We start from the raw sequence: 24540 nt of genomic DNA on the forward strand, positions 1-24540 counted from the left end.
GTAAGATCACGTTGCGCTCGCGCATTGTCGGAACGGCGTGCGTATCGCCGCGTAGCGGCTGCAGGCGGTCTGATCGCAGCTCAGTTCAGTGCGTCATCGTCGATCGTTGGATAGCGCGCCAGATGCGCCGACAGTGGACCCGGATGTGCCAGGTGGTAACCCTGTCCGTAGCGTGCGCCCAGCGCCTGCAGGGTGATCAATTCGCTTTCGGTCTCGATGCCCTCGATGATCACGTCGGCGGCGGTTTCGGCGGCGAAGGACAGGATCGCCATTGCGAGCCGTTGACGTCGGGGCTCGGCATCGATGCCACGGGTCAGGGTCAGGTCCAGCTTGATGATGTCCGGTGCCAGATGCAGCAGATGGCGCAGGCTGGCGAAGCCGGTGCCGGCATCGTCCAGGGCAATACGTAGGCCCTGGCGTTGCAGTGTGCCGATTTGCTCGGACAGGCGCGGATAATCCGGAGCCTGCAGTTGTTCGGTGATCTCCAGGACAAGACGCGACAGATCGTAGCCATGCAACACCTCCTGCAGTTGCGGATGCAGCAGTGTTTGCGTGGACACGTTGATCGCCAGGTACAGCGGCGCCGGTAACTGTGCCAGCAACTCCAGCGCTTGCCTTGCCGCGGTCAACTCCAGTTCCAGTGCCAGCCCGACCCGAGTTGCGTCGTCGAACCAGCGCAGTGGCGGCAGAGCGAGATTGGATGGAAACCGCGACAGCGCCTCCACTCCGACGATGCGTTGCGACGGTAGCGCCAAGATCGGTTGGGTGACGATCTGCAGACGTGCGTTGGCGACCGTCTCGCGAATGCGCGTGGCGATCGCCGCTTTTTCGCGAAACGCGTGTTTTTCGGCATTCTGACGGCGCTCGATATCGGTTTGCAGCGCCGCGCGGTCCATCGCCAGCGCCAGCGTCGCGCCGACCAGCGTCGCCAGCATCTCCAGCGTGCGTACATCCTGTGCGGTATAGGCGAAGCGGTAAGGCGACATCACCTTGAGTACGCCGATGCCGCGTTCGCCGTAGCACAGTGGAACCACTAGCATCGACCGCAGTCCTATCTTGCGGCAGGCGCTGCGATCCACGCGTGGATCGGTTTCCGAATCATCGCATTGCAGCACCTGACCACTGCGCATGCACAGGCCGGATAAACTGCCGATGCTGGGCAGGCGCAAGCCCAGATGGGGCTCGGCGATGCCGCTTGCCGACCAGTACAGCATGTCGCTGCTGTCGCACATTTCCACCACGGCGCCGGTGGAGCGGGTCAACTCCTGTGCGCGTCGTGCTACCACGTCGACGACCTGCAGCGGATCTGCGCCAGCGGCGGCGATCTCGCCTTGCGCCAGAATGATGCGCGACAGAAGCACCGCGTCGTCGTTCGCCGCGATGGGGGTGGGTTGCTGGACCTCGTCCGGAGTGTCGGGTGCCTGTGACATGTTCGCATCATGTGGAAATGCGTTGGAGTGCGGCGATACGTCGGTGCATGTGTGGTGTCGCAGCGTGTGGAACGGCGTCCATCACGCTGCGAGGGGAGGGGCTCAGCCGTTGCTGTCGCTGCCCTTGCGCGGTTTCCCATACAGGCTGCGCAGTTCGTCCTTGGCTTGTTCGAGAATCTTACGGCGATGCGCCGACAACTGATTGCCGGTGCGATTGATGTAGAAGGTGAGCATCGACATCGCCGATCGATAGGGGCCGGTGCGACGCCGTGCATTCTGATCGGCTGATTGTTTGAGTGATTGCGCGATCGAGAGTGGATCGTCGCGCTCGAACACGCTGGGTGTGACACCGAGCGAACGGTGAGAGTCGTTGGATAGGGTCTGGCTCATATGGGGGTTGGACACATTGGAACTGCTATGTGCCATTGATGGCGCTCCTTGGCGATTGCGGGGGGAAGGGGATGGATTAATAACTGCAAAGTGTGGATGTGCTTGGTGATGCGAGGGGATGCATATGCCGCGACGCTGATGTGCGCCACGAGCCGAGAAACATGCCGGCACGGAATCTGGAAACGGTGCGGTCGCGGCACAATCGGAAACTGCCACGTTCGCGCGCGATGCGATTTTTCGCATGCGTGCTCGGTGATGTTGTTGTCCGATCGAATGCCGTGTTGCATTTCGTTTCCCGAACTGAAGCTCGCACTGCAAGTGCAGGCACTAGGCGGGCAGGCATGACCTCATCAACACCATAACCGCGCTCTGCGGCATGCGTGGTAGACAGTGTCATATTCGATGAACGATTAACGGAAGGTCATTTAAAAAGGCGCACTTCCTGCGGCTGCGCTTGATGGTGGAGGTAACGTCACCACTGCTTGCTGTAATAGTGCTGTTAGGTTATTCCGCGGTCATTGAGGGCAGTGTCGTTGCATGTGGGCGCAGTTGCGCTACGGCACGAAAGAATTCGTATTCCGTGCGCGCTAATGTGCTTTCGCCGCGCCATCGTGGGGTTCTGCGTCGCGCTATCGATCCCGTAAAGCGCAGGTTGTGGCATGGGCGCTGATATCTTGCATGCGGAGTGGACTAAGCGCCACGTTAATCGATGCCGTCAAGAAGCTTGTCCGCGCGCCATGCCTTGTTCGAGGCAGTGGCGCGCGTTTTCATGTGTGATGATGGGTTGTGCAATCGCGCACATTGTGCGTATATCTTGCTATTGAAAGCGATTTCAAACGAGGATTTGCGCAATTTTGCAGCGCTAATGCAAGTAGTCTCCGAAGAATTGACTGAGATTGGTTTGCATGGTGCGGGGGAGCGTATCGCATTCCACTCTTGTCATCTCCGCGCGCGAATGCATCTGGGTTTTACGATATTCATCGCATGTATAAGTGATTGCGCTTGAGTTGCTGTGTGTGCTAACGGCGTCGATGTTCGGGTGCGCATTAATGCGCTATATCCGTTGGTATGGGATATATTCAGGTGAAGTATGAAGGTAGGTATGTCGTCGGCGTTGTGCGGATATGGTTGCGCCGATTTACACGATGACCATTGGCGTCATTTCGGCGGATTAAAATCCGATTCGCAATGCTGTCTAGGAAGCCCGGGGAAAATTTCCAGATGCGTTTTGAATCCGAGTCTCTTGTGCGGACGATTGCACAGTCTTTGCTCGATTCATCGCATATGTGTATCGATAATGGTGCTGAAAGCGGTGTGCGTTGCAGTTATTGGCGGGTCAATCTGATGACGTTCTCGTTGTTGACTCGCTACCAAGCACAATATGGATCAGCGAAGTAAACATCGTCTGCAATGCAGCGACAATGCGCCCATGAGCGGCTGCTATCCAGCACCCAATCGCCGATACCACCGGTGATCTGCTCCGGACTGAAGTCCTGGGTCAACAATATCTCCATCTTTGCGATGCGGTCGGCGCCGATGCGTTGACCGCGGGCGCCGATGCGCACGGATGCGCTGGGCCTGATCTGGGGTAAAGCGCCGAGTCAACGCTCAGCCACGATCGTCGCGGGTCCACACGCCGCCGTGCTGGAATTTCACTGGAAACTTTGTGACCGGGCCGTAAGCCGGGGCGCATAGCGCGCGGCCATCGCGCACATCGAAACGCGCGCCATGCAGCACGCATTCGATGCTGCCCGTGGCGCCGTCGAAGGTGCCTGGTGAGAGTTCGTAGTCTTCGTGGCTGCAGCGATCTTCCAGTGCATAGAAGTGTCCATCGAAATTGAACACGACGATCGGTGTGGCGGTCACTTCGTCCCACACTGTTTTCATTTCGCTGGGCAGTAGTTCGCCGTCGGCACAGACGAAGGTCCAAGTCTCGCTCATGCTGCACCGTCCAGCGGTTTTTCCAGTACTTCAAAACGCAGGTCATCGCGCTTGGGTAGGCCGAAGCGTGCATCGCCGTACGGGAACGGCTGCTTGATCCCGGTGCGACGGTAGCCGCGGCGTTGGTAGAACGCGATCAATTCGTCGCGCACGTCGATCACGCTCATGCGCATGATGGGCAATCGCCACGTCTTCCAGGCGATGCGCTCGGCTTCGGCCAGGACGGCTTTACCCAGCCCGTGGCCTTGCGCCTGCGGTTGCACTGCGAACATGCCGAAGTAGCCGACATTGTCGGCGGCGGAGATGTGTGCGCAGGCGATCGGCGCACCTTCGCGTTCGGCGAGTAACACCGTGCTGCGTGGACGCAGGATGTCGGCGCGTAGCAGGTCGCGGTCGATGCGCGGGCCGTCGAGTAAATCGGCTTCGGTGGTCCAGCCGCGACGGCTGCTGTCGCCACGATAGGCTGATGTGACCAGAGCGGTGATGGTGTCTAGATCGTCGAGGCTGGCATTGCGGAAGGCGAGGTCGTGCATGTGGCGATTATGTCGTAAGGCTGCAATGCGGGAAGCGGTGCGTGCAACGCTGTGCTATTCGCTTGTCCAACGGCGAGGTGCTTTTTGCTTTGGTCTTTCAACTTCATCCGTCTTGGCTTCACCCAAGCAGTGTTCGCACTTTCCGCAACGCGATCACGAAGCGTTCGATTTCCGCATGCGTGTTGTAGAACGCCATGGAGGCACGGCAGGTGGCGGCGATGCCGTAGAACTGTAGCAGCGGGTGTGCGCAGTGTTGGCCAGAACGGACCGCCACGCCTTCCAGGTCGAGCAGGGTGGCCAGGTCGTGGGCATGTGCGCCTTCGATCAGGAACGAGACCACCGCCGCTTTGCCCGGCGCGGTACCGATCAGGCGAAGGCCGTCGATCCGCAGCAGTTCTTCGGTTAAGTGCTCGAGCAACTCGGCTTCGCGCGTTTCCACGTGCTGTAATCCTAGCGCCTGCAGGTAATCCACCGCCGCACCGAGGCCGACGAAGCCGGCAATGTTCGGCGTGCCGGCCTCGAATTTGTGCGGTGGGTCGTTGAACACGGTGCCGTCGAAGCTGACTTCCTTGATCATCTCGCCGCCGCCGAGGAACGGTGGCATCGCGTGTAGATGTTCGCGGCGTGCCCATAGTGCGCCGGTACCGGTGGGGCCGCACATCTTGTGTCCGGTAATTGCATAGAAGTCGCAACCGATCGCGGCCACGTCTAGCGGTCGATGCGGTGCCGCCTGCGAACCATCGATGACGCTGACGATGCCACGCTTGCGCGCTTCGCGGCAAATTTCGCCAACAGGGTTGACGGTGCCCAGCACGTTGGAGACGTGGGTCAGGGCCAACAGTTTCACCTCGCCGGTCATGGCCGCGCGCAGTGCGTCCAGGTCGAGTGCGCCTTCGGCGGTGATCTCGGCGACTTTGAGCGTGGCGCCTGTGCGTTGTGCGACCAGTTGCCAGGGAACAATGTTGGCATGGTGTTCCATGCGCGACACCAGGATGCTGTCGCCGGCCTGCAGGCGCGGCAGCGCCCACGAATACGCCACCAGATTCAACGCAAAGGTGGCGCCGCTGCATAACACCAGTTCGTCGGCGCGCACGTTGAGGAAGCGGGCCAGCTTGGACCGCGCGCCCTCGTAGGCTTCGGTGGCCTCGCTGCCGAGCGCATGCACTGCACGGCTGACGTTGGCGTTGTGACGACGATAGAACGTGTCCGTTGCGGCGATGACCGGCAGCGGTTTCTGCCCTGTGTTGGCGTTATCGAAATACACCAGCGGCTTGCCGTGGACGTTGCGCTGCAGCAATGGGAAGTCGCTGCGGACCTTGTCCCAGTCCGGTGCCTGCGCTGGAGTGATGTGCGTAGCGGTACCGTTCATGTCACGTCTGCGTCACTGAGCGCGCGTTCCAAGTGTGTCGCCAGTAATTCGCCCAATGTCGTCGGTAGCAGCCGCAGTGGTTCGCGGCAGAACGCGGCGGTCAGCAGTTGCTGCGCGCGTTCTTGCGGCAATCCACGCGAGCGCAGGTAAAACAGTGCGTTGGCGTCGAGTTGACCGACGGTGGCACCGTGTGCGGCCTTGACCTCGTCGGCATCGATCACCAGCACTGGTTGGGTATCGATCTCGGCATCGGTGGACAACAGCAGGTTCTTGTTCGATAGCTGGGCATCGCTGCCGTCGGCGCCCTGGCGGATGTGGATGCCACCGTGGAATGCGACCCGGCTGCGCGCGGTGGCGATGCCTCGCCAGAGCAGTTCGCAGGCAGTGTCGCGGGCGATGTGTTCGATGCCCAGCCGGGTGTCGAGTTGACGCCGGCCGTTGCCGAGCAGTACACCGTTGGCGGTCAGTCGTGCGTTGTCGCCTTCCAGGCGGACGTTGAGTTCGTGCCGCACCAGCGCGCCGCCCAGTTCCAGGTCCACCCGTTGGTACTGCGCCTCGCGTGCCAGTACCGCGTCGGTGCGCAGTAGCGTGGTGATGCTGGGCGCGTCCTCCTGCACCCGTGCATGCATCAGTTGCGCGCCAGCGGCCAGGTGGATGTGGGCGAGGCTGTTGCTCAGGTGCGGTGCGTCTTCGAGATGCAGGTGATGTTCCACGAGCGATAGCGAAGCGTTCTGACCCAGTTCGATCAGATGGCGGTGGTGCCAGGCGAGATCGGCCGCCGCCGCAGTGGAGACGAACACCAGGTGCAATGGCGTTTCTACACGCACGCCCGCATCCACGCGCAACACGCAACCTTCGTCGGCGAGCGCGGCGTTGAGCCGGGCGAATACCTCGTCGACGCGCTCGAAGCGCCGGCCAAGGAAGCGCATCGCATCCTCGCCACCGCGCAGCAGCGCCGACAGGCGTTGCAGTGCCACACCGCAGGGCAGGCAGCTCAGCTCCGACAGCGCATCGCTTGCGCGGCCGTTGACGAAGACCAGCCGTGGCGCCGGAATGCTGGCGATCACGGCGGCGTTCACGTCTGCTGCGGCGTCTGCTGCCGGGACGAAGCGACGCCGCTCCAGCGCCCGCAGCGAGGTGTATTTCCATGCCTCGCTGCGCGGACCGGGCAGGCCATCGCGCAGTGCCTGCTCCAGCGGTACGCGACGCACGCTGTCGCCGTGGAATGCCGCGGCCAGGGAGTCGAGCAGGGTGCTCATCGCAGTGCCGCCTCGGGCGCCACGCGCTCCTTCAGCCAGGCATAACCGTGCGCTTCCAGTTCCAGCGCGAGCTCGGGGCCGCCGGTCTGCACGATGCGCCCGTCGGCCAGCACATGCACCACGTCCGGCTTGATGTAATCGAGCAGGCGCTGATAGTGGGTGATGACCACAAATGCACGCTCGGGCGAGCGCAGTGCGTTGACGCCGGCGGCGACGGTTTTGAGTGCGTCGATGTCCAGGCCACTGTCGGTCTCGTCGAGAATCGCCAGTTTCGGTTCCAGTACCGCCAGTTGGAAGATTTCGTTGCGCTTCTTCTCGCCGCCGGAGAAGCCTTCGTTGACACCGCGATGCAGCAGTTCGTCCTTCAGATGCAGCACGGCCAGTTTTTGCCGGACCAGTTTGAGGAATTGCATCGAATCCAGTTCGGCCTCGCCGCGCGCCTTGCGTTGGGCATTGAGCGCGGCACGCAGAAAATAGGTGTTGTTGACGCCCGGGATTTCCACCGGGTACTGGAAGGCCAGGAACAGACCGGCGGCGGCGCGTGCTTCCGGCTCCAGCGCGAGCAGGTCGGCGCCGTCGAAGCGCACACTGCCCTGGCTTACCTCGTAGCCGTCGCGGCCGGCCAGGACGTTGCCCAGGGTGGACTTGCCTGCGCCGTTGGGGCCCATGATGGCGTGTACCTGGCCGGGCTGCACGTCCAGCGACAGGCCTTTGAGGATGTCGTTGCCGCCGATGCGGGCGTGGAGGTTGTCGATCTTCAGCATGGCGATGTTCGTCTTGTCGAATTGGGGGAAGTGGCGGCGGTGCGACTCAGAGGTCGCCTTCGCGGCGCTCCAGGAAAGTGGCGCGTAGATAGGCGGTGCGCGCAGCAGTCAGCTCGGCTTTGGCGCTGGCGTATAGTGTCGGGTACATCGAGCCGTACAGTACCTGCGCACTCCGATGGTTGCCGGCCGGATAACGTGCCTCCAGGTCGGCATCGCGCAGTTGCACCCACAGCCGCTGCGCAGTCTTGAGCTTGTCCAGCGCCAGTGGTTGTTTGACCAGTTTGGCCATGATCTGCCGGTAAACCGTGTTCAGTTCGGCATCGGCCTTGCGCAGATCCTGTGCGGCGCAGGCGTCGATCTGTGCCTGTGCGCCTGCGGGATCGCAGCCGACGTTGTCGGCCCGGGCGGGTGCGGCGACACTGACCAGTAGCGCCAGAGCGAGCAGCGTCTTCATCCGACCGACCCTTCCAGCGATACTTCCAGCAGCTTCTTCGCCTCCACTGCGAACTCCATCGGCAGTTCGCGGAACACTTGCTTGCAGAAGCCGTCGACGATCATCGACACCGCATTCTCCTGATCGATGCCGCGGGCGCGGCAATAAAACAGTTGGTCGTCGCTGATCTTGGAGGTGGTTGCCTCGTGCTCCACCGTCGCGGTCGGGTGCTTGACCTCGATGTACGGGAAGGTATGTGCGCCACAGCGTTTGCCGATCAGCAACGAATCGCACTGGGTGTAGTTGCGTGCGCCCTCGGCGCTGCGCTCCACTTTGACCAGGCCGCGGTAGGTGTTCTGCCCGTGGCCGGCGCTGATGCCCTTGCTGACAATCTTGCTCTTGGTGCGCTTGCCGACGTGGATCATCTTGGTGCCGGTGTCGGCCTGCTGGCGGTGGTGAGTCAGCGCCACCGAGTGGAACTCGCCGACCGAGTCGTCGCCGAGCAGGACACACGATGGGTATTTCCAGGTGATCGCCGAGCCGGTTTCGACCTGAGTCCAGGCGATTTTGCTGCGCGCGCCACGGCATTCGCCGCGTTTGGTGACAAAATTATAGATGCCGCCGCGGCCTTCCTCGTCGCCCGGGTACCAGTTCTGTACGGTGGAATATTTGATTTCCGCATCCTCAAGCGCGACCAGCTCGACCACTGCCGCATGCAATTGGTTTTCGTCGCGCATCGGTGCGGTGCAGCCTTCCAGATAGGACACATACGCCTTGTCCTCGCACACGATGAGGGTGCGCTCGAACTGGCCGGTATGGCCGGCATTGATGCGGAAGTAGGTGCTCAGTTCCATCGGGCAGCGCACCCCTTTGGGGATGAAGACGAAGCTGCCATCGGAAAACACCGCCGAATTGAGCGCGGCGAAGAAGTTGTCGCCGACCGGCACCACGCTGCCCAGATACTGCTTCACCAGCTCCGGGTGTTCCTTGATCGCCTCGGACATCGAGCAGAAGATCACGCCCTTTTCGGCCAGTTCCTTGCGGAAGGTGGTGCCGACCGAGACCGAGTCGAAGACCGCGTCCACCGCCACTCCGGCCAGCCGGGCGCGTTCGTGCAGCGGCACGCCGAGTTTGTCGTAGGTGTCCAGCAATTCCTTCGGCACCTCGTCCAGCGAGGCGTACTTGGGGCCTTTCGGCGCGGAGTAGTAGCTCAGCGCCTGGAAGTCGATCGGGGCGATGTCGAGCTTGGCCCAATGCGGCATCGGCATTTTCAACCAGTGCCGGTACGCTGCCAGGCGCCATTCGGTCATCCACGCCGGCTCGTCTTTTTTCGCGGACAGGGCGCGCACAACGTCTTCGTTGAGGCCGGGCAGGAACGCGTCGGATTCGATGTCGGTGACAAAGCCGGCGTCGTAGCGACGTCCCAGCCGTTCCAGGATTTCAGCGTTTTCGGTGGCCATTGGGCTGCCTACAGGGTCAGGTGGTCGCGAATCGCACGGCGATCGGGCGCCGTTTGGGATCGCCGGGAGGAGGAAGGGGGCGCAGCATCTGCGCTAGGGTCACGCCGCCCAGGGCATCGGCGATCACGTCGTTGATGAGCCGCCAGTTGGAACGCACCCCGCAGGTATGGGTGATGTTGCACTGGTTGCCGTGGTGGCTGCATTCGGTGATCGCCAGTGGCCCTTCCATGGCCTCGACGATCTCGATCAGGGTGATGGCATTGGCCGGGCGCGCCAACCGGTAGCCGCCATGCACGCCGCGCAGGCCCTCGACCAGACCGGCCTGCGCCAACGGCTTGAGCAGCTTGCTGACGGTGGGCGGCTCCAGGCCGGCCTGTTCGGCCAGTTCGGTCGCGCTCAGCACTTCGGTCGGACGTGCAGCGAGCACGTTCAACACGACGGTGGCGTAATCGGTCAGCTTGGTGACGCGGAGCATGGCGGAAGCGGCGATGTCAATGCGGACCAAAATTGTACGCTTTTACGGCGTGGTGTCCAAGCGTGCCGTGTGCGATGGTTTCTATCGCAGCGATGCGTTGGCGCGATGTCCTCGCCGGTGTCGTTCGTGCCGCCGGTTGGGGATGGGCTTGGGATCGCGCCCGATGTGCTTCAGAATCAGCACTTTCCCGTTTGGATTGCTGTATGCCTCGCAAGATCGCCGCGCGCAAATCCCGCATCCATGGTAATGGCGTCTTCGCCCTGGTACCGCTCAAACAAGGCGAGCGGATCATCGAATACAAGGGACGCCTGCGGACTCATGCCGAGGTTGACCGCGACGATGCCGGCGACGTGGAGACCGGCCATACCTTCCTTTTCACTCTCAGCGACGAATACGTGATCGACGCCAATTATGAAGGCAACGATGCGCGCTGGATCAATCACAGTTGCGCGCCGAACTGCGAGGCGGTGATTGTCGAGGCCGAAGGCAAGGACCGGCGCAAGGATAAAGTGGTGATCGAAGCGCTGCGCGACATCGCGCCCGGCGAGGAGTTGACCTACAACTACGGCATCGTCCTGGCCGAGCGGCATACGCCAAGGCTGAAGAAGATCTGGGCCTGCCGCTGCGGCGCCATCAACTGCACCGGCACGATGCTGCAACCCAAGCGCTGAGTTGCTGCCTGGAGTCCGATGTACTCTTGTGGTCTATTACGCAAAACGGCGGCTCGCAGGCCGCCGTTATTGCGTGTAGACGTGTGGCGGAAGGGCACGCGCCGTCCCTGCCGTCCGTCGTCTCACTGGCCCGATAACAAGCCAGCCGGCACCAAGTTGGCGATGTCCTGATTGAAATGGACCACCAGCGCGCCGTTCTCCACTCCCGCCGATTCGATCTGCAGCTTGCCCATCGCGGTGGCCAAACGCGGGTCCAGTTTGTAGATGGGTTCCCGGCGGGCGTAATCGTCCAGCCACACGTTGAGCAGCTCGCGGGTGTTGGTGTCGAGCTTGTCGCCATTGGCGGCTGGACGGAAATCGTCGATGGTCGGCGATTGCAGATGGAAAGCCTGGCTCTGCTGTTCGTAGCGCAGCCCGCTGGTCAGCAGCACCGTGCCCAATGGCGCCGGCGCACCCCCACCGCTGGCCATGCTCAGATCGAACTTCATCTTCAGTCGATTGCCTGGTGGCAGGGTCAGTTTCGGATCGCGGATGGTCATCTCGATGAGCCCGCCCAGCGCCTTGTGCGTCTGCGGGAAGCTGCCGTCGAGGTAGTGCTGGACATCGGCGGCACCGACGCTGATCTGCCGGCCCTGGATCGTCGGCGTGGCTTGCGCGTAGGGCGCGGCGATCAAGGTCAACAGCACCGTGCTGCGCAGGGTCCACTGGCGAAATGTCATCGATGAGCGCCTTGCTTGAAGTTGGGTCTTCACCATAACCGCTGCCGGTGAATGTGCCATTAGCGCAATCGGCTGCGTCGCGCGCAGCTTGGGAATGAACGCTCATCGGGTCGTGCGGCGGCGAGGGTGCGAGCTGCAGAGCCGCAACGTTTCCAGCGCTGGACGCCGTGGTGTCAGCAACGCATGTGGCTGGCTGTCGTTGCGTTCGTCCAGACAGCACAAAAAAACGAGACGGCCTGGGCCGTCTCGTCGTTACACGTTTGCCTGGATCAGGCGACGCGGCTCAGAGCGCGGCGTCCTTGAGCTTCTTCAGCGGGCGCACCTTGAGCTTGGTGGTGGCCGGCTTGGCGGCGAACCACTGCTCTTCCTTGGTGAATGGGTTGATGCCCTTGCGCTTGGCCTTGGCGGCGACCTGGGTGGAGGTGATCTTCAACAGGCCAGGCAGGGTGAACGAGCCAGCGCCCTTCTTGCTGATCGAACCGGCCATCGCGTGCTCCAGCGAGGTCATCACGGCGCGCACGTCCTTGGCGATCACGCCACTGGTTTCGGCGATATGCGCGACCAGAGCCGACTTGCTCAGCACGTCCTTGATGGGCTTGGGGGCGGCCGGTTTGACGGCGGTCTTGGTTGCTGTTTTCTTCGCTGCCTTTTTCGGGGCAGCCTTTTTTGCGGTCTTTGCCATGATGTCCTGATTCCGTAAATGAGTGGTGTGGGTCGCGCCGACCCCGTCGGCATGGCGAAATGTAGGGCATGTGTTACGCCGCGCCAATAGGTAATCGGCAAAAAAAGCGGAAAAAACTCTCTTTGTAGTGATTTTTTTCCTGGAAGGGCGTTCTCGAGGGCAAAAACGTGGGTGCATGCCGGGTTTTGTCGCCCCGTCTGCGATGCGATGACCATGCTGTCGCGCAGCGCAGCGAAGGCACATTGCCTGTCCTGAGAGGCGCTATTCGTTAACGGGGGGCATGGGGGCATGTTGTGTCGTCGGGTGCTGGGAAGCCCATCTCAGGACCTGCGAAAGATGCTCGAATACCCCGCAGCACGAATTTGCCGGGATGCACTGCCGACGGATTCAATCGCTGCTTCGGTGACGAGACGGGGTACATCCCGAAGCGTGGATCGCCACCGCGCAGGTGGGCGGTTTCCTCATTGCGCATGGTCGACGAGCAACGCATTGCGTTTGGGAGTGCATGGCTCGCGCTAAATTTCAGTACGCTGCTGCCGATAAAAGACGTTACGGGTTTTTACGTCCTGCTCGATGGAGACATGCAGCGCCGCACGGGTTTCCAGGGCACTGGGTGTCGTGCAGGTCGGCATGTAGGTGGAGCCGTCGTGTGGTCCGGCATGGTGGCTGCGGCGGGTGGCGGCTGCATGAGCGCCGTTTGGTCGGCTCGGTGGATGCAGATGCCGACGATGGCGTCCAGCTGTCGCGACGCTAAACGCGCATGGCCGATCCGCGCCAATTCAGTTTGGTTTCACCGCGGAGGATCGAGCATGTACTCGCGCGATCCACGCGCTTGGAATCATCGCCATGAACAAGCTCTCGACCCATTTGTTGACCGCTGCGCTGACGATCGGCGTGATCGGCTCCGTCGCTGCGCAGGATTACGGTTATACCCGTTACCAGAACGGTCTCGGCACCTACGAATATGCGCGTGTGATACGCGTCGATCCGATCATGGTGCAGGTCAATGGCCCACGCGAGACCACCGAGCGCTGTTACGAACGCCAGGCTCCTGACACCTACGTCAGCGGCTATGGCGGCACCCAGGGTGGCCGGACGGCTTCGACCGTGGCCGGTGGTATCGCCGGTGCGTTGCTCGGTAGCCGCGTCGGTGGTGGCAATGGTCGCTTCGTCGGCACCGCTGTCGGCACCATGCTCGGCAGCTTGGCCGGACGTTCGATCTACGACTCCAATGCCCGTTCCTATGGCGGCGGTTATGTCAGCGGCGGCGTGGTCAGGGAGTGCGAGCCGGTGTCCTACCGGACCGAAAGCTACGACCGGGTTGACGGCTACGACGTGACCTACGAGTACGGCGGTCGTTACTACCACACCCGTACGGCCTCGCCTCCGGGCGATCGCATCCGCGTGCGTGTGGACGTGTTGCCCTACTAATTACTAAGTAACGTAAATGGAGACAGGGCGCCTGCTCGGCAGGCGCCCTTTTCTTTTGCCGCTGGCCCCGGCGTTATAGGGCAGCGGCCATTTTCCTCGCCCTCCTGGCGATCAGGGCCAATCGATCTGGCCCTGGATCACCGTCTGCACTTGGCCGCCTGACCAGACCTCGCCAGCGGCATCCACGCTCAGCGTCAGCAGCGCATCGTGGCCGACTTCGCGGCCCTGACTCGCCACATAGCGGCCGTTGCGCCCAGGCATAGCGCCGCGGTGATCCAGCCACGCTGCCAACACCGCATTGGCCGCGCCCGAGGCGGCATCCTCGAAGCGCCGACCGTTGCCGACGAAGGCACGTACCGCCAGCGCATAGGGTTGACCGCTGGCGCGTGCGTAGGCGAACACGCCCATGCTGGCGGTGTTTTCGGCCAGGGCGGCGATCGCGTCCCACTCGGGTGTCAGTTGGCGCAGTGCAGCTTCATCGGCGACCTCGACCAGCCACCAGCAGCGGCCGCCGTCCATACGCACCGGTGGCAGCGCCCCCAGCGACCAGTTGCGCAGGGCGTCGGTCAGGCGCGTGTCCGCCGGGTCGGCGATTTCGGCCACCTGCGCGCGCGGGGTGCGGATGGCGATGCTGGGCACCCCGGCATCTGCTTCCAACCGCAATGGAAATAACCCTGCGATGCCGTCCTGTACCAGCAGGCCATCGCGCGGGGTGGCGATGCCGTTTTCCAGCACTACGTGCGCGGTGCCGACGCTGGGGTGGCCGGCGAACGGCACTTCTTTCTGCGGGCTGAACATGCGGATGCCATAGCTGGCTTCCGGTCGCGTCGGTGCGAAGACGAAGGTGGTTTCCGGCAAGCGCGTCCAGCGTGCGATGGCTTGCATCGTGGCCTCGTCCAGTCCATCCGCATCGAGTACCACGGCCAACGGATTGCCGCTGCCGGCGCGCGCGGAGAAGACGTCAACTTGTATGAAACGGCGTTTGCTCATCGCAATCTATTCCGCATCTCGGTGTGAGAGGTGGAGCTTACCAAGCGATGCGTTCATCGGTCGGCACATGCACTAGGAGTCCGATCAGAACCTCTCCGGCCTCGTCGATCTGGAGCGCGATGTGGTCGCTGTCGAGGTGGAGTTCGCGGCTGGCGTGGGCCGGGTAAGCGTCCCTGTTGGATCGGGTGCGCCGCGCTCATCGTTCTGGCGCTGGCCGGTTGGCAGTAGAATCGACGGCTGCGCCCGGTCATCTCGGCGTCTCCCCCAACATTTCTAGATACCCCATTCCATGTCAGTTCCTTCTATTGCCGGTCGTTGGATCGTTCTCAAGTTCGGTGGCACATCGGTGTCGCGGCGTCATCGCTGGGACACGATTGGGACGCTGGCGAAAAAGCGCGCGGAAGAGACTGGTGCGCGGGTATTGGTGGTGGTCTCGGCGTTGTCCGGCGTCACCAACGAACTGACCGCGATCGCCGACGGCAGCACCGACAGCGCGCAGCGCGTGGATGCGCTGGAACAGCGCCATCGCGCCTTCCTGGCCGAGTTGGAACTGGATGCCGATGCCGTGCTCGGCGAGCGCCTGAAAGTGCTGCGCGGCCTGCTTGAGGACCCACGCGCGGCCAGCCGCACGCTGGATTGGCAGGCCGAGGTACTGGGCCAGGGCGAATTGCTTTCCTCGACCCTGGGCGCGGCTTACCTGCGCAGCAACGGCCTGGACATCGGCTGGATGGACGCGCGCCAGTGGCTGGATGCGCTGCCGCCGCAGCCGAACCAGAGTGCCTGGTCGCGGCGCCTATCGGTGTCCTGCCAGTGGCAGGCCGATGCCGCCTGGCGAGAGCGTTTCCTCGCCCAGCCCACACGCATGCTGATCACCCAGGGCTTCATCGCACGTCATCAGGATGGCGGGACCGCGATCCTCGGTCGTGGTGGTTCGGACACCTCGGCCGCCTATTTCGGCGCGTTGCTCGGGGCCAGCCGGGTGGAGATCTGGACCGACGTGCCGGGCATGTTCAGCGCCAACCCGCGCGAGGTGCCGGATGCGCGTCTGCTGACCCGGCTGGATTATTACGAGGCGCAGGAAATCGCCACCACCGGCGCCAAGGTGCTGCACCCGCGTTCGATCAAGCCTTGTCGCGACGGCGGCGTGCCGATGGCGATCCTGGACACCGAGCGGCCCGACTTGCCCGGCACCAGTATCGATGGCAATGCGCTTACTGTGCCGGGGGTCAAGGCGATCAGTCGCCGCAACGGCATCGTGCTGGTGTCGATGGAAGGCATCGGCATGTGGCAGCAGGTCGGCTTCCTGGCCGACGTGTTTGCGCGTTTCGCCAAGCACGGTTTGTCGGTGGATTTGATTGGCTCGGCCGAAACCAATGTCACCGTGTCGCTGGACCCCAGCGAGAATCTGGTCAACACCGATGTACTGGCGGCGTTGTCAGCCGATCTGGCGGAGATGTGCCGGGTCAAGATCATCGTGCCGTGCGCGGCGATCACCCTGGTCGGGCGCGGCATGCGTTCGCTGCTGCACAAGCTCTCGGACGTGTGGGCCACGTTCGGCAAGGAGCGCGTGCACATGATTTCGCAGTCGTCCAACGACTTGAACCTGACCTTCGTCATCGATGAGGCCGCCGCCGACGGGCTGCTGCCGATCCTGCACGCCGCGCTGATCGACAGCGGTGCCATGCCGGTGGAAGAAACCGAGGTGTTCGGCCCGCGCTGGCGCGAGATCGCCGGCAGCGTGCGCTCGCGGCCGACGCCCTGGTGGCACGACGAGCGCGCGCATCTGCTGCGCTTGGCCGACGCCGGCACGCCGCGTTACGTCTATCACTTGCCGACCCTGCGCGAACGCGCACGCGCGCTCAAGGCGATCGCCGCGGTGGATCAGCGCTATTACGCGATCAAGGCCAATACGCATCCGGCCATCCTGCAGACGCTGGTGGAGGAGGGCTTCGGCCTGGAATGCGTCTCGCACGGCGAGCTGCGCCGGGTGTTCGAGACGCTGCCGGAGCTATCGCCGCGGCGCGTGTTGTTCACTCCCAGTTTCGCGCCGAGGGCCGAATACGAGGCCGCCTTCGCCCTGGGCGTCACCGTGACCTTGGACAACGTCGAGGCGCTGCAGCGCTGGCCGGCGTTGTTTCGTGGCCGAAGCCTGTGGTTGCGGATCGATCTGGGTCACGGCGACGGTCATCACCAGAAGGTCAACACCGGCGGCAAGCGTTCCAAGTTCGGCTTGTCGGCCACCCGCGTGGACGAGTTCGTCGAGGCCGCGCGCGCGTTGGACATCCGCATTGTCGGCGTGCACGCGCATCTGGGCAGCGGCGTGGAGACGTCGGAGCACTGGCGACGCATCTGCGACGAACTGGCCGGATTCGCGCGGCGCATCGGCAGTATCGAGGTCATCGACATCGGCGGCGGTCTGCCGATCCCATACAGCGCCGACGACGAACCGTTCGACCTGGATGCCTGGGCGCAGGGTCTGGCCGAGGTCAAGCAGGTGCATCCGGGGTTCCGCCTGGCGATCGAGCCAGGTCGCTATCTGGTTGCCGAATGCGGAGTGCTGTTGTCGCGCGCCACCCAGGTGATCGAGAAGGACGGCATCCGCCGGGTTGGTTTGGATGCCGGCATGAACACGCTGATCCGCCCGGCGCTGTACGACGCTTGGCACGATGTGGTCAACCTCAGCCGTCTGGAGCGAGAGGCCGACACGGTGTTCGACGTGGTCGGGCCGGTTTGCGAGTCCAGCGACGTGTTCGGTCATCGCCGTCGCCTGCCGGCGGAGACCGCGCCGGACGATGTGATGCTGATCGCCGATGCCGGCGCCTACGGCTATGTCATGGCCAGCACCTACAACCAGCGCGAGTTGCCCCGCGAGGAAGTGATCGATGTGCCTGCACGCTGAGATGCACCCGCATAGGCCGTGCTTGCCGATGGCAGACGTGCGTGGCGGTTTGCCGCCGCTGCGCGCGGCGTTGCGGTGTTCGATGAGCGAATTTTTCCTGTGCCGCCGCGACGTGTGGCACGCCGGTGTTTTGGCAGGACGTCCATGAGCGCATTCGACAAACAGCAGGTCGCCACTTTCCGCTTCGTGCGCTGTGGCTTTGATGCCGCCAGCGGCGTGGCGCGTCTGGTCTATGCGTTCGACGATGGTCCGGAGTTGGTGGAGACCATCAGCGTCCCCGGCGCGCCGTTCGCGCTCGATCCGCAGCGCGCGCAGGCGTTGCAGCGTGCTTTGCGTCTGTTGCATCTGGTGGCGGGGATCAGCTACTACAAGGCGGCGGTTCCGGAGCGCATCGTCATCGACGATTACACCATCGACGCCGAGACCGCTGCATTGCTGGATAGCGTGTATCTGCATGGGCTGGGCGAATTCGCTTACCGCAACGGCCTGGACCTGCGTGCGCGCATTCGCTTTCCGGCCTTGGCCAGCAGCGACGCCGAGGCGGTGGATCTGGGGTTGAGCGATCGTGCGCTGGTGGCGATCGGCGGGGGCAAGGACTCCTTGGTCAGTATCGAAGCGCTGCGTGCGGCCGGCGTGGCCCAAACCGTGGCCTGGATCGGCGGTTCGCAACTGATCCGTGCCTGTGCCGAGCGCACGGGTCTGCCGACCCTGAGCATTGGTCGTGCGCTGGCGCCGGAACTGTTCGAACTGAACCGGCAGGGGGCGTGGAACGGACATATCCCGGTGACGGCGGTGAACTCGGCGATCCTGGTGTTCGCCGCCTTGTTGCACGATGCCGGGCAGGTGGTGTTCTCCAACGAGCGCTCGGCCAGCTACGGCAGCCAGATCGCCGGCACTGGCGAGGTCAATCACCAGTGGTCCAAGGGCTGGGCCTTCGAGCAGGCGTTCGGCGCGCACGTGCAGCGCTACGTGGCCGCGGACCTGCGCTATTACTCGTTGTTGCGTCCGCTGTCGGAACTGGCGGTGGCGCGGCAGTTCGCCAAGAACGATCACTACGACGCGCATTTTTCCAGTTGCAACCGCAATTTCCATATTCTCGGCGAGCGCCCGGCGCACCGCTGGTGCGGGATCTGTCCGAAGTGCCATTTCGTGTTCCTGGCATTGGCGCCGTTCATGCCCAAGACGCGGCTGGTGCAGATTTTCGGTCGCAATCTGCTCGATGACGCGACGCAGGCGCCGGGCTTCGACGCGTTGTTGGAATTCCAGGATCACAAACCATTCGAATGCGTCGGCGAAGGCCGCGAATCGCGCGCGGCGATGGCGACTTTGGCCACGCGCGCGGAATGGAAGGAGGATGCGCTGGTCGCGCGCTTCATCCGCGACATCCAGCCGCAGCTCGATCCCGCCGAACTGCGGATGGAGCCACTGTTGGCGCTGGACGAGCAGCACCGGATTCCGGCCGCGCTGTGGGAACGTGTGCGTGCGAATTTCGCAGCTTGAGGGCCGCCGTGTCGCGTTGTGGGGGTGGGGCCGCGAGGGTCGGGCGGCGTATCGCGCGTTGCGCGATGCGCGCAGCACGGCCCACCTGCCGCTGACGCTGCTCTGTTCCGCCGATGATGCCGCCGAGGTCGCCGCGGTGCGTGATCCCCACCTGCGCGTGGAAACCGAGGCCAGCGCCGAGCGCTTGGCGGCGTTCGAAGTGGTGATTAAATCGCCGGGCATCAGCCCGTACCTCCCCGAGGCGCAGGCGGCGGCGGCGCGTGGCACGCGCTTTGTCGGCGGCACCGCGTTGTGGTTCGCCGAGCATGCCGACACCGATGGCGTTGTGCCCGGCAGCCTCTGCATCACCGGCACCAAGGGCAAGAGCACTACCACGGCACTGTTGGCGCATCTGCTGCGCGCCGGCGGTCATCGCACCGGTCTGGTCGGCAATATCGGCGTGCCGCTGCTGGACGTGTTGGCGCCGCCGCAACCGCCGCAGTATTGGGCGATCGAATTGTCCAGTTACCAGACCGGCGACGTCGCCTGCAGCGGTGCGCGTCCACACTTGGCGATGGTGTTGAACCTGTTTCCCGAGCATTTGGATTGGCATGGCAGCCAGGCGCGCTATGTCGCCGATAAGCTGACGTTGTTGACGCAGGCGCGGCCACGCATCGCCCTGCTCAACGCCGCCGATCCGCAGTTGGCGACGTTGCATTTGCCGCAGAGCGAGGTGCGCTGGTTCAACCGCGAGGACGGCTGGCATTTGCGCGGCGAGGTGGTGTACCGCGGCTCCACGGCGGTGTACGACAGTGCGCAGACCCCGCTGCCGGGCCAGCACAACCGCGGCAACCTGTGCGCGGTGCTGGCGGCGATCGAGGCGCTGGGCCTGGATGCGACGGCGTTGGCGCCAGCGGCCACCACGTTTCGACCATTGCCCAACCGGCTGCAAACCTTGGGTACGCGAGACGGTGTGACCTACGTGAACGACTCGATCAGTACCACCCCGCACGCCACCTTGGCGGCGCTGGAGTGTTTTCGTGGGCGTCGCATCGCGTTGTTGGTCGGTGGGCATGACCGTGGCCTGGATTGGCAGGACTTCGTCGAGCGCATGCGGCATGGCGCACCGCTGGAGATCGTGACCATGGGGAGTAACGGGCCGCGTATTCATGCGTTGCTGGTGGCATTGGCCGCCGAGGTCGGCTTTGGTCTGCATGCCGCCGCCGATCTGGCGCATGCGTTGACGCTGGCGCGCGATGCGCTGGGCGAGGCGGGAGGGGTGGTGCTGTTGTCGCCGGGCGCGCCGAGCTTCGGTGCCTATCGCGACTACGTGGCGCGTGGCCGGCATTTCGCCGAATTGGCCGGGTTCGATCCGCAGGCGATCAGTGCGATTGCGGGATTGGGCATCGCCTGATCCAGCGATGCGGCACGTGCCGCATGGGCGGTAGCTTGCGGATATTTTCCTGCGTGCGCGACTCTGGTCGTGGCGTGCTTTTCACCGGCAGCGGGACGGTGCTGTCGGTGGTCGCGCCGAGCGGCGTACCACGCGCGGCTAGTGCTTGCGTTCGACCGCGTAGCGGGCCAGCCCGCGCAATGCGGCCACCGCGTCGTTGTCCGGCAGACTGTCCAGCGCGCGCTCGGCCGCCGCGGCGTACTCGGCTGCGCGGCGACGGCTGTAGTCGAGTCCGCCGCTGGCCTGGATCGCGGTCAGTACCTCCGGCATGGCGTCGGCATCGCCGTGTTCGACGATCTGGCGCAGGCGTGCGCGGGTGCTGGCGTCGGCGTGGGCGATGGCGTGGATCAGCGGCAGCGTGGCTTTGCCTTCGGCCAGATCGTCGCCCAGGTTTTTGCCCAGATCGGCGGCATCGGCGGTGTAGTCGAGCACGTCGTCGGCGATCTGGAACGCGTAGCCCAGGTGCATGCCGTATGCGTACAAGCACTGCTGCACCGCGTCGGTGGCACCGGCGGCCAGCGCGCCCAGGCGGGTGCCGGCGGCGAACAGCACCGCGGTCTTGCGCTCGATCACCTGTAGGTAGGCGGCCTCGTCGGTATCGGGGTTGTGGACGTGCAGCAGTTGCAGCACCTCGCCCTCGGCGATGCGGTTGGTGGTGTCGGCAAGCAAGCGCATCACTGCCATGCTGTCCAGCTCCACCATCAACTGGAAACTGCGCGAGTACAGGAAATCCCCGACCAGCACGCTGGGCGCATTGCCCCATAGCGCGTTGGCGGTGCTGCGGCCGCGACGTAGATCCGATTCGTCCACCACGTCGTCGTGCAGCAGGGTCGAGGTGTGGATGAATTCGATGATCGCCGCCAACTGGTGGTGCTTCGGTCCATGGCTACCGCAGGCGCGGCCGGCCAGCATGACCAGCATCGGCCGCAGGCGCTTGCCGCCGGCGGAGATGATGTGGTCGGCGATCTGGTTGATCAGCACGACATCTGACGCCAGGCGGTGGCGGATCAAGGCATCGACCGCCGCCATGTCGGGTGCGGCGAACATCTGGATCTGGGGCAGGCCCAGGGCGGGGAGGTCTTCGGCGATGCTCATGCGGACTGGGCTGAATGCGTGCGCTGAGTATAGGCTGCGCGACGACATTCGTCCTGCGCTGGGCTTGATCGGGCTGGTCTGGCCTTGTGGTGGGGGCGTTGGAGAGCCGCGCCAGTGCTGCATTGCCGGCATTCCGATCTTGTGGCGCGGTGGTTTCCGAGGCGTCTGCGCGCGTTTGGCGCGGCTGGGGCCAGCCCGGCAATGTTAGGATTGCCGAATTAGGAGTTCCTAATCGTGTTCTTTACCGCTCCGCGCGCCGTCTGGCCGTGGAGACCCCAGACGGAAGCAGCTCATGGCCCGCGGCATCAATAAAGTCATCCTCGTCGGCAATCTCGGCAACGATCCCGACACCAAGTACACCCAGTCCGGCATGGCCATCACCCGCGTCAGTCTGGCCACCACCAGCGTGCGCAAGGATCGCGACGGCAACCAGCAGGAGCGCACCGAGTGGCATCGTGTGGTGTTTTTCGGGAAACTGGGCGAAATCGCCGGCGAGTACCTGCGCAAGGGCAGTTCGGTCTACGTCGAAGGTTCGCTCCGCTACGACAAGTACACCGGCCAGGACGGCGTGGAGAAGTACTCCACCGACATCGTCGCCGATGAGATGCAGATGCTCGGCGGCCGTGGCGAAGGTAGCGGGGGTGGGGGCATGAGTGGCGGCGACCGTCCGTCGCGTTCGGCGCCGCCGCGTCAGGAGCGTTCCGACATGGGCGGCGGCGGGCAGGACTACGCCCCGCGGCGCCAGCAGCCGTCGCCGTCGCATTCCGCACCGATGGATGATTTCGCGGACGACGACATTCCGTTCTGACGTACACGACATGGTTTCGTCTGTGTCGCAAAGATCCGGTAGAGGGGCTGCCGCGAATTAGCGCGTAAGCCACTGCGGAACTATAGGGTAATCCCCTCGCCATGCCTTGCAGTTGGCGGTGCGTGCGCTCCTGCGGTCATCGCCGAGATATCTACGCTTTCGAGGATGCGCGGCGCTAATTGAGGGGCATGAAGCAACTGCTGGCCTACGCGCCAGTTAAGGATGCACAGGTACACCAACGGCCGGCGTTGTCCCGGCCGAACTGGTCGTCGCAGGCGGTGTTGCGGAAACGGCGTCTTTGCTTGGGCATTTCCATGTTCCTCATTTCAGCTACACCGTAGGGGTGTGCATCGCCCTCCTCATGACGGTGGCCGACGTCTTCGTCCTTGTCTTTATCTGGTGGCGACTTGGTCGCGATGGCCATGTATTCGGCCGGCCTCATGCCGGTCAGTTTTTCATGGAACACGACCATGATCCAGATGGTGGGGTCGTCGTGATCCGCCTTGTCCCAGATCGGCATGGCGCTCATCTTGATGCCGTGCGTGATCATCCAGAACGCATCCTTGGGGACGACAATGTACCTAGGAGAGATTGGGCGGCTGTGGGGACATGCCAGCACGCAGTTTGGATTCGTCGACGTCGGGGGACAGGCGGTAGGTGATGCACATCTTCCAGTATTGGCCAGCGCCTCTGAGGGGCAGTTGCAGGTTGTCGAGGTTCGGCACGATCAGATCGTTCGAGCACAAATGAATTGAGCGGGCGCGCAAAATTCGGAGCATCGCAAATAGCGGCATGGTGTGGTGATCGTCGATACCAATGTTTTATAGGCCCGAACAGACGAGCGCGCTAGCGCCGATGGCGGGTACACCTAGCGTGACGGCAACCGTGATGACACGGGCAGTGCGTTTTTCCATGGGTAATCTCCTCAGAGCATGATGCGGACCTCGGCGACGATCGGCCGATCAGGCGTGAGTTCGACGTAGCCAGTGGCCTCCAGCTCGAATCCGATTTAGTAGAGGAAATTGACGCAGATCAAGTGGTGTTTGCCGTAAGACTGGCACTCTTTCTCCAACATGGACATGGAGCTGCGGGATGTCGCTCAAGATTGCCGTACTAAAAGAAACAAGCATAAATGAATGCCGTATTGCAATGGTGCCTATGCTTGTTGCACGTTTCATGAGGCTAGGGGCGAACATCACCCTGCAGACATGTGCTGGCGTCACCGCGGGATTCGCCGACGCGGATTACGTTGGCGTCAAGATAATGGACGATCCACAGCGCATGGTGGCTGATGCAGACATCGTGCTTGCGGTACAGGCGCCGCCAGCTGAGGTGATCGTAGCGATGAAGCCTGGCGCAGTGCTTGTCAGCTTCGTTTATCCTCAAAAAAATGCCGATCTTCTGAAACCTCTGCGCGATGGCCGCATCAGTGCTTTCGCCTTGGAGAGCGTCCCACGCATCAGCCGCGCACAGGCGCTGGACGCGCTGTCCAGCCAGTCAACATTGACTGGCTATTACGCACTGTTGTTGGGTGCAGTGCACTTGCAGCGCATCCTGCCGATGATGACCACTGCTGTCGGCTCACTGCGCGCCGCTCATGTGCTGGTGATGGGGCTGGGTGTGGCCGGATTGCAAGCATTGGCGACAGCACATCGGCTAGGTGCGATTACCGAAGGCTATGACGTGCGACCTGAGACAAAGGAACAAGCGCAATCGGTGGGTGCGAAGTTTGTCGACACGGGTGTGGAGGCAGGTGGCGAAGGTGGCTATGCACGTGAACTTACCGCCGAAGAGCAGGCGCAGGCCAAGGAAGTATTGACCCGGCACATCCAGCAAGCCGATCTTGTCATTACAACGGCTAATGTGCCGGGACGCACCGCGCCGCAGCTTGTGTCGCGTGCGCAGATCGAGGGCATGAAAGCTGGTTCTGTCATCGTCGACTTGGCGGCGGAAAGTGGAGGCAACTGCGAAGGCACGCTGCCTGGTCAGGTCACGAGGGTGGGGCCTGCCACGATCCTCGCGCCGTTAAATGTGCCATCACTGCTGGCCCAGCACGCTAGCGAGCTGTACGCGAAGAATCTGCTGAACCTGCTCGAATTGATCATCAAGGACGGTGTGCTGTCACTGGATCTGGGCGACGAAGTGGTGGCGGGAACCCTGCTGGCGCATGCCGGAGAGATCCGTCATTCGGTGACCCAGCTTTCACTTAATAACTTATTAACTCTTCGTCCCCAGATTCCATAGCTTGAGGAGTCTAAA

The 24540-nt window shown here is 63.2% G+C and carries 23 protein-coding genes and 1 pseudogene; 7 read left to right on the forward strand and 17 right to left on the reverse strand.

What is annotated here, in order from left to right:
• Positions 1 to 80: 80 nt before the first annotated feature.
• The 11 genes and pseudogenes from XaFJ1_RS04825 to XaFJ1_RS04870 form a co-directional block, all read right to left on the reverse strand.
• Complete coding sequence (locus tag XaFJ1_RS04825; protein WP_045756764.1) at positions 81 to 1430, reverse strand: sensor domain-containing phosphodiesterase; 1350 nt, start codon at positions 1428 to 1430, stop codon at positions 81 to 83.
• A gap of 102 nt (positions 1431 to 1532) precedes the next feature.
• Positions 1533 to 1820 (reverse strand): DUF3175 domain-containing protein, encoded by a 288-nt coding sequence (locus XaFJ1_RS04830; protein ID WP_230598051.1) that lies wholly within the window; start codon positions 1818 to 1820, stop codon positions 1533 to 1535.
• A gap of 1158 nt (positions 1821 to 2978) precedes the next feature.
• A pseudogene (locus tag XaFJ1_RS16095) lies at positions 2979 to 3235 on the reverse strand (hypothetical protein); the annotation flags it as partial.
• A gap of 193 nt (positions 3236 to 3428) precedes the next feature.
• Positions 3429 to 3761, reverse strand: a complete 333-nt coding sequence (locus XaFJ1_RS04835) for a non-heme iron oxygenase ferredoxin subunit (protein WP_012915548.1) — start codon at positions 3759 to 3761, stop codon at positions 3429 to 3431.
• Positions 3758 to 4294, reverse strand: coding sequence for a GNAT family N-acetyltransferase (locus tag XaFJ1_RS04840; protein ID WP_012915549.1), 537 nt, complete (start codon positions 4292 to 4294; stop codon positions 3758 to 3760). The genes XaFJ1_RS04835 and XaFJ1_RS04840 overlap by 4 nt, the downstream gene beginning before the upstream one ends.
• A 118-nt stretch (positions 4295 to 4412) precedes the next feature.
• The gene (locus tag XaFJ1_RS04845) at positions 4413 to 5663 is read right to left on the reverse strand and encodes a cysteine desulfurase (RefSeq protein ID WP_012915550.1); all 1251 of its coding nucleotides are present in this window, start codon (positions 5661 to 5663) and stop codon (positions 4413 to 4415) included.
• Positions 5660 to 6922 (reverse strand): Fe-S cluster assembly protein SufD, encoded by a 1263-nt coding sequence (gene sufD / locus XaFJ1_RS04850; RefSeq protein ID WP_012915551.1) that lies wholly within the window; start codon positions 6920 to 6922, stop codon positions 5660 to 5662. Before sufD ends, XaFJ1_RS04845 begins: the two co-directional genes overlap by 4 nt.
• Positions 6919 to 7686: a Fe-S cluster assembly ATPase SufC gene (gene sufC, locus XaFJ1_RS04855; protein WP_012915552.1), complete on the reverse strand. Its 768-nt coding sequence runs from the start codon at positions 7684 to 7686 to the stop codon at positions 6919 to 6921. Before sufC ends, sufD begins: the two co-directional genes overlap by 4 nt.
• Positions 7687 to 7732: 46 nt before the next feature.
• Positions 7733 to 8140, reverse strand: a complete 408-nt coding sequence (locus tag XaFJ1_RS04860) for a lysozyme inhibitor LprI family protein (RefSeq protein WP_012915553.1) — start codon at positions 8138 to 8140, stop codon at positions 7733 to 7735.
• Complete coding sequence (sufB, locus tag XaFJ1_RS04865; RefSeq protein WP_012915554.1) at positions 8137 to 9579, reverse strand: Fe-S cluster assembly protein SufB; 1443 nt, start codon at positions 9577 to 9579, stop codon at positions 8137 to 8139. Before sufB ends, XaFJ1_RS04860 begins: the two co-directional genes overlap by 4 nt.
• A gap of 16 nt (positions 9580 to 9595) precedes the next feature.
• Entirely contained in the window at positions 9596 to 10054 is a 459-nt protein-coding gene (locus tag XaFJ1_RS04870; protein WP_012915555.1) for an SUF system Fe-S cluster assembly regulator, read from the reverse strand.
• A 203-nt stretch (positions 10055 to 10257) separates the two neighbouring features.
• Here XaFJ1_RS04870 and XaFJ1_RS04875 point away from each other — a divergent pair, with 203 nt between their 5' ends.
• On the forward strand, positions 10258 to 10725 hold the full coding sequence (locus XaFJ1_RS04875) for an SET domain-containing protein (protein ID WP_012915556.1): 468 nt from the start codon (positions 10258 to 10260) through the stop codon (positions 10723 to 10725).
• A 122-nt stretch (positions 10726 to 10847) separates the two neighbouring features.
• Here XaFJ1_RS04875 and XaFJ1_RS04880 read toward each other — a convergent pair whose 3' ends face one another.
• Both XaFJ1_RS04880 and XaFJ1_RS04885 read right to left on the reverse strand, forming a co-directional pair.
• Positions 10848 to 11444: a DUF1439 domain-containing protein gene (locus XaFJ1_RS04880; protein ID WP_012915557.1), complete on the reverse strand. Its 597-nt coding sequence runs from the start codon at positions 11442 to 11444 to the stop codon at positions 10848 to 10850.
• Between the two features lie 283 nt (positions 11445 to 11727).
• Positions 11728 to 12126 carry an HU family DNA-binding protein gene (locus tag XaFJ1_RS04885; RefSeq protein ID WP_012915558.1) on the reverse strand — a complete coding sequence of 133 codons (399 nt, stop codon included), beginning with the start codon at positions 12124 to 12126 and terminating at the stop codon, positions 11728 to 11730.
• Between the two features lie 846 nt (positions 12127 to 12972).
• Here XaFJ1_RS04885 and XaFJ1_RS04890 point away from each other — a divergent pair.
• Positions 12973 to 13557 carry a glycine zipper 2TM domain-containing protein gene (locus tag XaFJ1_RS04890; protein WP_012915559.1) on the forward strand — a complete coding sequence of 195 codons (585 nt, stop codon included), beginning with the start codon at positions 12973 to 12975 and terminating at the stop codon, positions 13555 to 13557.
• Between the two features lie 111 nt (positions 13558 to 13668).
• Here the strand turns inward: XaFJ1_RS04890 and XaFJ1_RS04895 are convergent, their stop codons facing one another.
• The gene (locus tag XaFJ1_RS04895) at positions 13669 to 14547 is read right to left on the reverse strand and encodes a PhzF family phenazine biosynthesis protein (protein ID WP_012915560.1); all 879 of its coding nucleotides are present in this window, start codon (positions 14545 to 14547) and stop codon (positions 13669 to 13671) included.
• A gap of 289 nt (positions 14548 to 14836) precedes the next feature.
• Here XaFJ1_RS04895 and XaFJ1_RS04900 point away from each other — a divergent pair, with 289 nt between their 5' ends.
• The 3 genes from XaFJ1_RS04900 (at position 14837) to murD (ending at position 20339) form a co-directional block, all read left to right on the forward strand.
• Entirely contained in the window at positions 14837 to 17446 is a 2610-nt protein-coding gene (locus tag XaFJ1_RS04900; RefSeq protein WP_045756766.1) for a bifunctional aspartate kinase/diaminopimelate decarboxylase, read from the forward strand.
• Between the two features lie 144 nt (positions 17447 to 17590).
• Positions 17591 to 18946: a UDP-N-acetyl-alpha-D-muramoyl-L-alanyl-L-glutamate epimerase gene (gene murL, locus XaFJ1_RS04905; RefSeq protein ID WP_012915562.1), complete on the forward strand. Its 1356-nt coding sequence runs from the start codon at positions 17591 to 17593 to the stop codon at positions 18944 to 18946.
• Complete coding sequence (gene murD / locus XaFJ1_RS04910; RefSeq protein ID WP_012915563.1) at positions 18927 to 20339, forward strand: UDP-N-acetylmuramoyl-L-alanine--D-glutamate ligase; 1413 nt, start codon at positions 18927 to 18929, stop codon at positions 20337 to 20339. Before murL ends, murD begins: the two co-directional genes overlap by 20 nt.
• Before the next feature lie 138 nt (positions 20340 to 20477).
• On the opposite strand, the gene XaFJ1_RS04915 is transcribed toward murD, so the two are convergent.
• Positions 20478 to 21473, reverse strand: coding sequence for a polyprenyl synthetase family protein (locus XaFJ1_RS04915; protein ID WP_012915564.1), 996 nt, complete (start codon positions 21471 to 21473; stop codon positions 20478 to 20480).
• A gap of 292 nt (positions 21474 to 21765) precedes the next feature.
• Here XaFJ1_RS04915 and XaFJ1_RS04920 point away from each other — a divergent pair, with 292 nt between their 5' ends.
• Positions 21766 to 22281, forward strand: coding sequence for a single-stranded DNA-binding protein (locus XaFJ1_RS04920; RefSeq protein ID WP_012915565.1), 516 nt, complete (start codon positions 21766 to 21768; stop codon positions 22279 to 22281).
• A 205-nt stretch (positions 22282 to 22486) separates the two neighbouring features.
• On the opposite strand, the gene XaFJ1_RS15860 is transcribed toward XaFJ1_RS04920, so the two are convergent.
• The gene (locus XaFJ1_RS15860) at positions 22487 to 22831 is read right to left on the reverse strand and encodes a hypothetical protein (protein ID WP_049887168.1); all 345 of its coding nucleotides are present in this window, start codon (positions 22829 to 22831) and stop codon (positions 22487 to 22489) included.
• A 31-nt stretch (positions 22832 to 22862) separates the two neighbouring features.
• Positions 22863 to 23075, reverse strand: a complete 213-nt coding sequence (locus tag XaFJ1_RS15865) for a hypothetical protein (protein WP_012915567.1) — start codon at positions 23073 to 23075, stop codon at positions 22863 to 22865.
• A gap of 298 nt (positions 23076 to 23373) precedes the next feature.
• On the opposite strand from XaFJ1_RS15865, the gene XaFJ1_RS04930 reads away from it, so the two are divergent.
• The gene (locus XaFJ1_RS04930; protein WP_012915568.1) at positions 23374 to 24525 is read left to right on the forward strand and encodes an NAD(P) transhydrogenase subunit alpha; all 1152 of its coding nucleotides are present in this window, start codon (positions 23374 to 23376) and stop codon (positions 24523 to 24525) included.
• Positions 24526 to 24540 lie beyond the last annotated feature (15 nt).

The organism is Xanthomonas albilineans, from assembly GCF_009931595.1.
In the GTDB taxonomy this organism is placed as follows: Bacteria; Pseudomonadota; Gammaproteobacteria; order Xanthomonadales; family Xanthomonadaceae; genus Xanthomonas_A; species Xanthomonas_A albilineans.